This window comes from Ruegeria sp. YTSA135 (assembly GCF_059610165.1).
Genome location: NZ_JBXWNC010000001.1, coordinates 169,451 through 181,989, shown reverse-complemented (window position 1 = coordinate 181,989; position 12,539 = coordinate 169,451). Strand labels below are relative to the sequence as shown.

General features: G+C 56.3%; 11 protein-coding genes and 1 pseudogene. 1 reads left to right on the top strand and 11 read right to left on the bottom strand.

Going from position 1 to position 12,539, the window contains the following annotated elements; all coding sequences use genetic code 11:
• Positions 1 to 246: 246 nt before the first annotated feature.
• The 8 genes from purF to alr form a co-directional block, all read right to left on the bottom strand.
• Positions 247 to 1,770, bottom strand: coding sequence for an amidophosphoribosyltransferase (purF, locus tag AC2FIT_RS00840; RefSeq protein ID WP_496825747.1), 1,524 nt, complete (start codon positions 1,768 to 1,770; stop codon positions 247 to 249).
• Positions 1,771 to 2,398: 628 nt separating this feature from the next.
• On the bottom strand, positions 2,399 to 3,019 hold the full coding sequence (locus AC2FIT_RS00835) for a CvpA family protein (RefSeq protein WP_224889154.1): 621 nt from the start codon (positions 3,017 to 3,019) through the stop codon (positions 2,399 to 2,401).
• 41 nt (positions 3,020 to 3,060) lie between these two features.
• On the bottom strand, positions 3,061 to 4,422 hold the full coding sequence (radA, locus tag AC2FIT_RS00830; protein WP_496825745.1) for a DNA repair protein RadA: 1,362 nt from the start codon (positions 4,420 to 4,422) through the stop codon (positions 3,061 to 3,063).
• 119 nt (positions 4,423 to 4,541) lie between these two features.
• Complete coding sequence (locus AC2FIT_RS00825) at positions 4,542 to 5,159, bottom strand: DNA repair protein (RefSeq protein ID WP_496825744.1); 618 nt, start codon at positions 5,157 to 5,159, stop codon at positions 4,542 to 4,544.
• A gap of 317 nt (positions 5,160 to 5,476) precedes the next feature.
• On the bottom strand, positions 5,477 to 5,929 hold the full coding sequence (locus tag AC2FIT_RS00820; RefSeq protein ID WP_224889151.1) for a paraquat-inducible protein A: 453 nt from the start codon (positions 5,927 to 5,929) through the stop codon (positions 5,477 to 5,479).
• A 453-nt stretch (positions 5,930 to 6,382) separates the two neighbouring features.
• Positions 6,383 to 7,129: an ABC transporter ATP-binding protein gene (locus AC2FIT_RS00815; protein ID WP_224889149.1), complete on the bottom strand. Its 747-nt coding sequence runs from the start codon at positions 7,127 to 7,129 to the stop codon at positions 6,383 to 6,385.
• Positions 7,126 to 7,908: an MlaE family ABC transporter permease gene (locus tag AC2FIT_RS00810; protein WP_224889148.1), complete on the bottom strand. Its 783-nt coding sequence runs from the start codon at positions 7,906 to 7,908 to the stop codon at positions 7,126 to 7,128. Before AC2FIT_RS00810 ends, AC2FIT_RS00815 begins: the two co-directional genes overlap by 4 nt.
• Positions 7,905 to 8,939, bottom strand: a complete 1,035-nt coding sequence (gene alr, locus AC2FIT_RS00805) for an alanine racemase (RefSeq protein ID WP_496825741.1) — start codon at positions 8,937 to 8,939, stop codon at positions 7,905 to 7,907. The genes AC2FIT_RS00810 and alr overlap by 4 nt, the downstream gene beginning before the upstream one ends.
• A gap of 214 nt (positions 8,940 to 9,153) precedes the next feature.
• Between alr and AC2FIT_RS00800 the strand changes: the two genes are divergently transcribed.
• A complete protein-coding gene (locus AC2FIT_RS00800) occupies positions 9,154 to 9,693 on the top strand; it encodes a GNAT family N-acetyltransferase (RefSeq protein ID WP_496825739.1) in 540 nt (179 codons plus the stop codon).
• A gap of 1 nt (position 9,694) precedes the next feature.
• Here AC2FIT_RS00800 and AC2FIT_RS00795 read toward each other — a convergent pair whose 3' ends face one another.
• The 3 genes and pseudogenes from AC2FIT_RS00795 to AC2FIT_RS00785 all read right to left on the bottom strand — a co-directional run.
• Positions 9,695 to 11,185, bottom strand: coding sequence for a replicative DNA helicase (locus AC2FIT_RS00795; protein ID WP_068331600.1), 1,491 nt, complete (start codon positions 11,183 to 11,185; stop codon positions 9,695 to 9,697).
• Positions 11,186 to 11,420: 235 nt separating this feature from the next.
• Positions 11,421 to 12,101, bottom strand: coding sequence for an orotate phosphoribosyltransferase (locus AC2FIT_RS00790; protein ID WP_496825737.1), 681 nt, complete (start codon positions 12,099 to 12,101; stop codon positions 11,421 to 11,423).
• A gap of 141 nt (positions 12,102 to 12,242) precedes the next feature.
• Positions 12,243 to 12,458 (bottom strand): annotated as a pseudogene (locus tag AC2FIT_RS00785) (ammonia channel protein); the annotation flags it as partial.
• Positions 12,459 to 12,539: the final 81 nt, after the last annotated feature.

Genomic DNA, 12,539 nt, shown 5'->3' with positions numbered 1-12,539 from the left:
GGCACGGCCCCTTGTTGTGAGTGGTTGGCAAACGGCGGATTAGCAAACAGATAGGCCAAGAAAAAGCCTCACTGACGTCGCATCAAGGCAATGCGGTTAGCTTTGACGGCGAAGCCATTGGGATTGCGATTTCTTCAGCGAAGGGTTGTGCGCAAAAATCCACTCATCCCATCCTGAGACCCAAAAATAAAGGCCCGCATCACCTTTGTGACACGGGCCGATCAAAATATTGATTCGCGAAAAGGCTTATCCTGATGCCAGCTCCGCCCGGTTCCACGAGCCACCCGGCATCTGCATGTCTTCTTTTTTCTTGCTCGCGCGACTGCTGTTTTCGAGGCTGTTCAAATAGTCATTGCTGACACTGCCGGTGATGTAATCGCCGTCAAAGCACGAGCAGTCGAAAGACTCGATCTCGGGGTTGCCTTCTTTGGCGGCCCAGATCAGATCCTCAAGGTTCTGATAGAACAGGGCGTCCGCGCCCAGTTCCTGACGGATCTCTTCAATCTCTTTGCCGTTGGCGATCAACTCGTGCTTTGTAGGCATGTCGATGCCGTAGACATTCGGGAACTTCACAGGCGGAGAGGCGCTGGCGACGTAGACTTTCTTGGCACCGGCCTCTCGGCACATCTGAACGATCTTCTTGATCGTGTTCCCGCGCACGATCGAATCGTCGATCAGCAAAACGTTTTGGTCTTTGAACTCAAGCGGAACGGCGTTCAGCTTACGGCGCACGGACTTCTGACGCTCTTCCTGTCCGGGCATGATAAAGGTTCTGCCGACATAACGGTTTTTGACCAGTCCTTCGCGATAGGGGATGCCCGTGGCCTTGGCGACTTCCAGCGCGACCGGGCGGGCACTGTCCGGTACGGGGATGATCCGGTCGATTTCCAGACCCGCTTCCTCAATCTGGTGGGCGAGCGTTTGGCCCATACGCATCTGGGTTTTGTAAACCGACACACCGTCCAGTAATGAATCCGGGCGCGCCAGATAAACATACTCAAAAATACAGGGGGTCAACCGGCCGTCGACGGCCTGGAAAGTGTGCATGTTGCCTTCCAGATCAATAAGAATCGCCTCACCTGCCTCAAGGTCCCGCAGTTTTTTGAACCCGTTGATCCCAAAAGCCACGTCTTCCGAGGCAAAAGCATAATCGTCTCCGGCACCATCCACTTCGCGCTTAGCAACCGACAGAGGGCGAATTCCAAACGGATCGCGGAACGCCAGCATACCAACTCCGGCAACCAGGCAGATTACCGAATAGGCTCCCTGAACACGTTCCATAGTCATTTTTACACCGGCAAAGATGTTGCGGATTGGCTCGGCATTACCGTTGACCTTGATTGCGTCGGCCACTTTATCCGCCAGCACGTTCAGCAGAATTTCGGAATCCGATGTGGTCCGCAGATGGCGGCTGTACTTGGCGGTCACTTTCTCGCGCTGTTCAGCCGTGTTGGTGATGTTGCCATTGTGGACCAGATAAATGCCATAGGGCGCGTTGACAAAAAAAGGCTGAGCCTCTGCCGCGCTTAGTGATCCTGCGGTCGGATAGCGGACATGGCCCAACCCGATTCTGCCCAACAGAGTTTCAGCGTCTTGCGCGTTAAACACATCCTTGACCAGACCATTGGCCTTTTTTTCGCGGAAGAATTCACCATTGTAAGTGACGATGCCCGAGGCGTCCTGACCCCGGTGCTGCAGCATAAGCAGCCCGTCATAGATTTCCGCAAAGACATCATGCGTCTTGCTTGCGATCCCCAAAATCCCACACATGTACGGGCTCCAATTTCTACGACGTTTTCACTAGCGGTGATGAATTGAACATCTGCATGGCTGGTTTTGCACCCGGCGGTGCCGCCGTGACAGATGACGTAGACGCGTCATCGTCCTGCGGGCAGGCGCGAGGTAAAAACGGGTACAGCAAGATCGGTAGCTCCGATTCCATGTCAGTTCGGCATCCACATAATGCCTAACGGGACCTGTGTCATCAAAGGATCACAATTGTGATTTCCTGCACAAGGTTTTTCCGGTCACGGCATCAAAAGGTGACACCGGGCCAGCCTTGTGTTGTCATATCAAGATTAAAGAGTATCAAAATGCGTCTAGTGTCGATTGGGGCTTGGTTATGTGGGAACACAAGCAAGGACAAAAAAAGGAAGAGCATACAAACCGCCGGTGCCATCGTTGCCGCGGCATGGGGCGTGCGCCGTGTCCCATCTGCAATGGAGCGGGAGAAGTTGTCAAAAGTCGGGATATTCATGGTAAGCCGGTTTTTGGGCGCTGTGATGGGTGTTTTGGCGTTAAAACCATGAGATGTACGGTCTGCGCGGGCGAGGGGTTTGTTTAGCTCGCCCATTTCGTCGCTACGGAAAAAAAAGCCCGGTAGAAACCGGGCATTTTCTCATTCAGTGGTAGCGGGTGCTGTTTCGTCTGCGGCGGGGGCCGCTGGCTCTTGCGTGGTTTGAGTGTCAGCGCCACAGCTTGCCACGAGTTCCTCATATTGCTGTGTAACCCAGCCCAGAGCCTGTTCCGGGTTCTGCTCTTCGATCCGGTCGCTGAATTGTTCGAAAACTTTGGCAGAGCGGCTTTCGTCTACAATCGTGTAGGATTGGCCGGTCATGATTGTGTCGTAGACAAAGAAGGCGATGGCAACCAGGAGGATACCGCGTGCGATGCCAAAGAAAAAGCCAAGCGCCTGGTCCAACCCGCCAATGGCTGAACGTTGCACGATCGACGAAAATAGCGGTGTGAAGATACTGACCACGATTAACGCAATGGCAAAAACTGCGGCAAAGCCCGTTATCACCGATAGTTCGCAACTGTCGCGCAGGAAATCCCCAACCACCGGGATTTCTTTCACCAATGGGACAGCCTGAGGCGCAAAGATAAAGGCCAGAACGGCGGCCGCGACCCAGCCCGCGATGGCCAGAACCTCGCGCAGGAACCCTCGTGAGTAGGCCAGCAAGCCCGACACGACGATGATCAGGGCAACCACCCCGTCGATAATTGTAAAACCTTCCATGGCCCTCGCCTGTATTTTTTTCAGCCCCTTAAGGTGCTATCTTAACCTGCTCCGAAGGTTTCGCCAACAAACCCCACCAAATCAGAGGGTCGGGTGAGTGTCAGACCTGCCACAGTACCAGTTTTGCCACCCGCCGGAGCAATGGCCGATTTGAAACCAAGTTTTTGCGCCTCTTTCAACCTGTTTTCGGTTTGTGGGGCCGGTCTAAGTGCCCCTGATAGAGAGATTTCTCCGAAAACAACGGTGTCAGCGGGCAGGGCCGTGTCTTCGCGGGCGCTCAGCAGGGCGGCGGCGACCGCAAGGTCTGCGGCGGGTTCGCTGACTTTCAGCCCTCCGGCCACATTCAGATAGACATCAAGCCCAGCGAAAGGCACGCCGCAGCGCGCTTCGAGCACGGCAAGGATCATGGCCAGCCGCCCGCTGTCCCATCCAACGACGGTCCGGCGGGATTGAGAATGGGGCGAAGGGGCCACAAGTGCCTGCAACTCAACCAGGACGGGGCGTGTGCCCTCTATACCAGCGAAAACGGCAGATCCGGGGCTGGGGGTGCCACGCTCCGACAGGAACAAGGCCGAAGGATTGGTGACCTGAGCCAGCCCTCTGCCGGTCATCTCGAATACGCCGATCTCGTCAGCGGGGCCAAACCGGTTTTTAACGGCACGCAGAATACGGAATTGGTGACCACGCTCACCTTCAAAATAAAGCACGGTATCAACCATGTGTTCGACAACGCGCGGGCCTGCGATCTGACCCTCTTTGGTGACATGGCCGACCATGATGATCGATACACCGTGTCGTTTCGCAAACGTGGTCAATTCATGCGCAGCAGCCCGGACTTGTGATACTGAACCAGGCGCGCTGTCCACATTGTCTGCCCACATCGTCTGAATCGAGTCGATAATGGCAAGGCCGGGCTTTTCTGCCTCGAGCGTCGTCAGGATGTTGCGCAGGTTGGTTTCGGCGGCCAGTTGAACCGGTGCGTCCTCAAGTCCAAGACGCCGTGCACGCATGCGAACCTGCGCGCTGGCTTCCTCGCCCGAAACATAGATGGTCTTGACGCCCGCGCGGGAAAACCGCGCTGCGGCCTGAAGCAAAAGGGTGGATTTGCCAATGCCGGGGTCTCCGCCGACCAACAGCGCCGAAGCGGGAACCAGGCCACCGCCAAGCACGCGGTCCAGTTCCTCAACCCCGCAGAGCGTGCGGGGTGGGGGCGTTTCCTCGGTGGACAGATCCGTGAGGGTTATAGATTGACCGCGCTTGCCACCGAGTGACTTTTTCGCGGGTCCAGCCGAAAGGGGCACGTCTTGCGTGATCGTGTTCCATTCACCGCATGCATCGCAACGCCCGGACCAGCGCGAATGCGACGCGCCGCAGGCCGAGCAGGAGAAAGTCGTTTTTGCCATGCGGCCTTGGTGCCCGAGGTTGGGCCGTTCTTCAAGCCCTTACGGGCTTTCCTTTCCGCCGATGGCGCGCCGCGTCCTCAGGCCCCTTGGGCCATCGTCCGCGGCGGGCGCATACGCGCCTACTCAGCCGCGCGGGGGGGTGGCGACATAGCGACAACGCTGGATGAAGCAGGTGCGCCATCCTGCGACTGTGCCTGCAGCTGAACCGACAATTCCGGTAGCAATTCAAACAGTTCGTCCCGGAGGCGCGTCAATTGCGATCGGGCAATTGTTTCTTCCATTTCAACGTCGCGCGTCCACTGGCGCAGTTCATTCTGGATGACTTGCGCTTCTTCCAAACGGTGCTGGAACATTTCGATTTCTTCCTGCCGTTGTTGCAGGAAGGTTCGTGCCCGGTTGACCTGAGCATCGCCATAGGTTTCAGCAAGTTCGTGGCTGATGTGGCTCATTTGCGCCGCCAGTTCCAGTATCTCGGGTTCGAGAGATTGCAGTTGCGGGTGCTGGCGCAAGAAGGCCATCCGCTCTTTGACTGCGTCGAACTCGGAAGACATGACGAACAGACCGCCACGATCCGCAGCGTGCGCCAACTGATAGGCTTCGGACACATCGTGCATGTTCAAAGCAAACTTACGGTGGCTGTTTTCTAAGGCCATCATCCGCGCATTTGCCGGCAAGTAAAAAGCCAGCATGAGGACCAGCATGGTCAGGCCAATCTGGATATACATTCCGGCGTCCATAGCTGATCCTCCCGCGAGACCGGCTTGCATGGACAGCCAGGGAAGCACCCCCAATGCTGACAAAAACGTTACGGAAACGGCGAAAAGGGCTGCTGCACATATGAGTGCAAAAGTTAGTCTCAAAAAGACATTCTGAAATTGCAAAGTAATATTATGGAGGGCAGTCATGGTCGACGAACTCCTTCTAAAACCGGTACACAACCAGACCCAAGCGGAGAAATCCAAAACACACAGATTGATCCGCTGCGGACCTGAAAACGACAATTTTTTGCTGCTCGAAATAAGATAATGATACTCAGATGAGTGTTTTCAATCAATTAGCTCAGAGTATTTCGTGAACTGCGTGTCATTTCCGTAATGTGACCCAGTGCGATCGAGGCCAGAATGCAGGCCGTGAACAGGTAAAGACCCCACGCTGTTTCAATGGTCGCGTAAGAGATTCCCTTGGCCAGCGTGATGTAAAGCGCGATCAGGAAAATGTCGGCCATCGCCAGTTTGCCGAGGATATTCAGCGCGGGTTGGACACGTGCATCCAGCAGGTCCCATTGGATCAGCGCGGTGCCGATGGTTTTGATGTAAGGTGCGAAGAGGGCAAAGATCGTGACGATCAGTGCCAGGAAGACGTCTGATTTCCACAAGGACTGGAGCCCGGTTATGACGCTTATTTCCGACAAGCCGAAGATCGGGAGCAGGCCCGCTCGCATCAACGGAGCGAACCACGCGATGGGGTAGAGGATCAGGAGCGAGAGGGTGGCGAGGCGGAGGGTCATAAAGGACACCTAGTTAAGCTATTAATTCGCATCAAGTGTCACTCAACTCTGCCGCGAGACTCGTCAGAGCATAGCCAGCTCAGATATACGCATTTCCATGGAAGTGTAAGATCGCTGACAAGTTAGCATTCAAAGTTGGATGGTTTAAGCAATGCCAAGTGTGTCGCAAATAGTTTTTTTCAAAGAAGTTCCTGAAAGCCGAGGAATTTATAAGGTTCTCTTAATCGTTATTTTTACAGAAATTGTGCTGATTTACTATGTTGTTTACGAACCTGAATTCTATCTAGAGAGCCGGTCTGTTCACCTTGTTCCATACATAGTTTGGTTGTTTCCGTTAATAATACCTTGGACGGTATTGCTACTGCTGAAAAGGGTCTCAGACCATTCTCGCGAGCGCGAAGGTTCAAAAACAAAATAGAGTAGGTTTCTCCATTCGACGGTCGGATAAACCTGCTACCGCACCGCCTCAATCGGCCCTTCCGCACTACCGCTGATGAACTGCTCAAGATACGGATCGCCCGAGGAGTCCATCTGGCTCACCGGACCAGTCCACTGGATCACGCCGTCATGCAGCATTGCCACGTTGTCGGCAATCGCGCGGACCGAGCTCATGTCGTGGGTGATGGTCATCGCGGTGGCGCCCATCTCGGTCACGATCTCGCGAATCAGGTCGTTGATGACGCCGGACATGATCGGGTCCAGACCGGTGGTGGGTTCGTCAAAGAAAATGATTTCGGGCTCGGCGGCGATTGCGCGGGCAAGGCCGACGCGTTTCTGCATGCCGCCCGAAAGTTCCGAAGGGTAGAGGTCGGCCACGTTGGAACGCAGTCCGACGCGGCGCAACTTGTCGATAGCGATTTCGCGCGCATAGTCGGCAGGCTGCTTCATTGGGCCGCGCAGCAAACGAAACGCGACGTTTTGCCAAACGGGCAGGGAATCGAACAGGGCACCCCCCTGAAACAACATGCCGAACCGGGCCAAGAACGCGTCGCGGTCGCCCGTGCTTGCGTCTTTGCCATCAACATAAATCATACCGCTGTCGGGCTTAATCAGGCCAAGGATGCATTTCAGAGCCACCGACTTTCCGGTGCCCGAGCCGCCAATGATGACCATTGAGGTGCCCTTCGCAATCTCAAGGTTCATACCTTGCAGAACCTGGTTGGACCCAAACGCTTTTTGTACATTCTCCATCCGGATCATAGCGAGAAGAACACCCCTGTCAGAATGAAGTTGGCGGCGAGAATCATGATAGCGGCGGATTCAACCGAGGATTTGGTGGCCCGGCCCACGCCCTGCGCGCCACGCCCCGAATTCATGCCATAGTAGCATCCCATGACGGCTGCGATTACGCCGAAGGCGGCCCCTTTGACAAGCGAGGAAACGATATCCCTCGTTTCAAGGAAATTGACGGTGTTCAACAGGTAGGTCGCGGGGTTGAAGCCAAGGTTCTGTGTCGCAACCACATAGCCACCTGCGATACCGATGATGTCACCGATACCGACCAGCAGCGGAACGGTGATCAGCGCGGCCAGAACGCGGGGGGCCGTCAGGTATTTCATCGGATGGGTCGACAACGTGACCAGCGCGTCGATCTGCTCGGTAACTTTCATGGTGGCGATCTCGGCCGCGATGGATGAGGTGACGCGCGCGGCGATCATCAGGCCCACAAGGACAGGGCCAAGTTCCCGCACCATACCGATGGCGACGATCTGCGGCACCACGGCCTCGGCGTTGAAACGGGCGCCACCGGCATAGATTTGCAGAGCCAGCGCACCGCCAGTGAAGATAGCGGTCAGGCCGACAACCGGCAGGGACAGCCAGCCGATATTCATCAGCGCAACGGCAAACTCACGCGGGTAATAGGGCGGGCGGAAAATATGTGAGACCGCATGAAACGCGAACAGCCCCACCCGGCCAAAAGTGGCGAAAAGAGCCAGAACCGCCCGGCCCAACCCGCCCAGCAAAAAGAGAGGATTCATTCTACGTAACCCCGAGAGTAGCGCGCGCCAAGCGAGGTGAGGATTTCATACCCAATCGTGCCTGCGGCTTCGGCCAGGTCATCGACGGTTTGATGCCCGTTCAGAATGCGCAGACGCTCGGGGTCTTGGGGCAGATCGGTGACGTCGACCGTGATCAAATCCATCGAGATGCGGCCAACCACCGGGCAGGGCTGATCACCGGCGAATGTGTCGATGCCACCTCCGATTGCCCGGTGCAGGCCGTCCGCATAGCCAGCCGCAACGGTTGCGATGCGCGAAGGACGACGGGCGACCCAGGTGTTGCCGTAGCCAACGGTCTCTCCGACCTCGACCGCGCGAACCTGAATAACGGGTAAATCGACTGTAACAACCGGTTTGGTCTCGGCGAACGGCATACCGCCATAAAGACCGACACCCGGGCGGCAGAAGTCAAAATGGAATTCCGGCCCCAACAGTATACCCCCGGTGGCCGCTAAGGACCGAGGGGCCGCAACGCCGTCGGTCATCGCGCGGAAGGTTTTCAATTGCTGTTGGTTCATTGGGTGATCGGGTTCATCCGCACAGGCCAGATGAGACATAACCACCACCGGCTTTAAAGGCTCAGCTTTGGGGCGCAGTTCGGCCCAATCTGTCGGCTCTAGCCCGAGGCGATTCATGCCACTGTCCAACTGAATGCCAAAGGCGTGATCGGGCATCGCTTGTTGGTGGCGCACAAATTGCTCGGGTGAGTTGATCAGCGGCGTCAGATCATGATCCCGAAGCAGATCTGTGTCACCCTCCATATGGCCGGAGAACACGGCGATCATCGGCCCGGGACCAATGGCCTTGCGCACGGCGGCACCTTCTTCGGCGACGGCGACAAAAAACTTACGAACACCTTCTTCGGCCAGCGTTGCTGACACCGGCCCGGCGCCAAGGCCATAGGCGTCGGCTTTGACCACGGCGCCGGTCTCGACATCCGTCTTGGCGTTGAGCGCGCGCCAGTTGCTGGCCAGCGCATGTAGGTTGATCGTTAGTCGTGCGGTACTCATGGTGCTGTTCATGACATTGGATCGCGGTAGGTCAAGGGGGAATGCGGTAATTCCTGTACATATATCCTTGATACTGCGCGACTTCTGGCCCGTATACTTGCCCCTCGGCAAAAAAATGGCGGTCGTGTTGTTTGACGTATCTCGCCATTGTGTCCAAGACGTGATCAACTGTGGGCAATACGTGGGACCGTGCATGCAACTTTATGGAGGCAAAATGCTGAACCTGACCGCCGAATACCAAGCATGGTCGGACGAACTGCCCGAGCTGTTTCGCGACGTCTTTACCGCCTCGGAAGGCGAGGCCGAGGGGCTTGCGGTCAGTTCTCTGTCGTCTGACCTTTTGCACTCAACACCCAAGGATGATTTGGTGGCGGTGTTGGCCTTGGATGAAAGGTTGCTTTGTGGATGCATTTTGTTTTCGCGGCTTCACTATGATCAGGACCCGCGACAGGTATTCCTGATGTCTCCGGTGGCTGTGCGAACCGATCGCCAGAAAACGGGTATTGGCCAAAAACTGATCAGCTTTGGGCTTGGGCACCTACGCCAGCAAGGGGTGGACTTTGTCGTTACCTACGGTGATCCGGCTTACTACGGTAAGTCCGGGTTTCATCCGATCACTGAAACGGATGCGCAATCGCCCATGCCGCTGAGCATGCCGCACGGATGGTTGGGGCAATCCCTGAGGCAATCGAACATGCCGATCAAAGGGCCATCGCGCTGTGTCAGCGCATTCAACAAACCTGAACTTTGGTAGATCAGTAGCCTTCGATCTGACCGTCTTGCTGCCAGGGTTTGACAAGGTTGCCGAAGCGCGTGAACTGAGCCTCAAAGGACAGCTCGACCGTTCCGATGGGGCCGTGCCGCTGCTTGCCGACGATGACTTCGGCCTTGCCGTGCAGGCGTTCCATGGCCTGCTTCCACTCTTCCATCTTGTCCAACTCGTGATCGCCGGGTTTTTCACGCTCTTTGTAATATTCCTCGCGGAAGACGAACATAACGACGTCGGCGTCTTGTTCAATCGAGCCTGATTCCCGCAGGTCAGACAACTGGGGGCGTTTGTCATCCCGGTTTTCCACCTGACGGCTTAGCTGCGACAGCGCGATAACAGGGATGTTCAGCTCTTTGGCGATGGCTTTCATGCCCATCGAAATCTCGGCAATTTCGTTGACACGGTTGTCGGCCATGCCGCGGCAGAGTTGAAGGTAGTCAATCACCAGCAGGTCCAGACCATGCGTCCGCTTCAACCGCCGCGCACGGGCCGCAAGTTGCGAAATCGGCAAGGCCGGGGTGTCGTCAATGAACAGCGGGCAAGCTTCCAGTTCCTTGGCCGCGTCGACAAAGCGCCGGAATTCGGCCTCGGTCATGTCACCCTGACGGATTTTATGCGATGAAATCTCGGACGCTTCGGCCAGAACACGGCCCGCGAGCTGCTCGGCACTCATCTCTAACGAAAAGAACCCGACCACGCCACCGTCAATCGCGCCTTCACTTCCATCGGGTTTGATGCCGCGTTTGTACGCCTTGGCAACGTTAAACGCGACGTTGGTTGCCAGTGACGTTTTACCCATCGACGGACGACCCGCCAGAATGATCAGGTCGGACGGGTGCAAGCCACCCAATTGTTTGTCGAGGTCGGCCAGACCGGTGGAAATCCCTGCCATGCCGCCACCGCGCTGATACGCTTCGTTTGTGACGTTGACGGCTTCTGTGACCGCCTTGAGGAAGGATTTGAAACCCTGTTCGGTCTGGCCCTGCTCGGAAAGCTGATAAAGCTGTTGCTCGGCCTCTATGATCTGCTCTTTTGGTTCGCTGCTGATCTCGACCCGCGCCGCCTTGTCCGAGATATCGCGGCCCAGCCGGATCAACTCGCGCCGGATAGCAAGGTCATAGATCATCTGGGCGTAGTCATGCACAGCAAACGCGCTGATCGACGCGCCAGCCAGTTTGACAAGATAAGCCGGGCCGCCCAGTTCCTTCAGCCCTTCGTCTTCGGCCATGAAGGATTTCAGCGTCACGGGTGAGGCCAGCGCATTCTTGGCGATGCGTGCGGCGGCTACCTCGTAAATCCGGGCGTGGACCGGATCATAGAAATGCTCGGCCCCGATGATCGAAGCCACCCGGTCATACAGATCGTTATTGGTTAGAATCGCGCCCAGAAGCTGCTGCTCTGCCTCAATGGAGTGCGGCATGGTTTCGGCATTCTGAATCTGAGCTGCTGCCTGCTCGATACTGCTAATCTCGTTCATTTTGTCCCCGCTGCCCTGTGGCAGTTCTAATCAATCAGACCCTGCTAGGGCCATCTGTAAATTTCTGAAGATAAGTCGCGTATAACTTGGCTTCAGCTTGGGATAACTTTGGACAACTCTGCCAAAAAACGCTGTGTCACGCAACATTTTGTGCAGGGGTCAAGCGGCCACACAAGATGCAAGCACCCTCGGGGCGATTCTATTTTGACTTACCCCCAGCTTATACACAGAGGGTTCAGGTTGTTTTTTGCGCATCCTGCCAGCCGCGCGGGTCGTTAAGGAAGGCCTCGACACCCTCAAGTGTCTCTTGATCAAAGGCTTTCTGCGCTTTGGCTTCGGCCAGAACATCCCACCACGTGCACAGATGATGCAGTTGAACGCCGTGATCGCCGAGCGTTTTCTCAGTTTCGGGAAAGATGCCGTAGTAGAAGATCACTGCTGTATGTCCGCAGGTCGCGCCCGTTTCGCGGATGGCGTCGACAAAGGACAATTTTGAACCGCCATCGGTTGTCAGGTCCTCAACCAGTAAGACACGCTCACCTTCGGTCATCGCGCCTTCGATACGGGCATTGCGTCCGTAACCTTTGGGCTTTTTTCGAACATATGTCATCGGTAGGGCCATCCGCTCGGCCACCAACGCGGCAAAGGGGATGCCCGCAGTTTCACCACCAGCGATGTTGTCGAACGCTTCAAAACCCGCGTCCCGCATCACGGTGACGGTCAGGAAATCCATCAGGGTCGAGCGGATGCGCGGGTATGAGATCAGCTTGCGGCAGTCGATATAGGTCGGGCTGGGCAGGCCAGAGGCCAGTGTGAACGGTTCGCGTGCATTGAAGTGGACGGCCTTGATCTCCAGCAGCATCCGCGCGGTCAGTCGGGCGATTTCGGTGCTATCGGGAAAGGAACTGGGGATCATGGTGCAACCTCGGTACGGAATGATGTTGCGGGCTGATAGCCCGAGCACCGTCCCAGAGTCGAGAGGATTGCGCGCAAAAGAAAAGCGGACCCTGAACAGGTCCGCTTAACGCCCTTGCGGGCAGAGCCTGCCAAGGTGGGCTTAGCTGCTCATGTCATAGGCCCGTTCGCCGTGTACCGACAGATCCAGACCGTTTGTCTCGGTCTCGGCGTCTACGCGAAGCGGGGTGATAAGCGCAACCACCTTGATCAACACAAAAGTGACAACTGTCGTGAAGGCACCTACGATCACCAGCCCTCCCAGTTGGGCCGTCCACGACCCCAAACCAAAGGCGGCAATCATGAATACGTCATGAATACGTTGAGCACGTTGCGGGCGCGGACAAGCCCACCATAAAACAAGGCCAGGCAGTTTTATGAATAGGACCGGGGCGGTTGT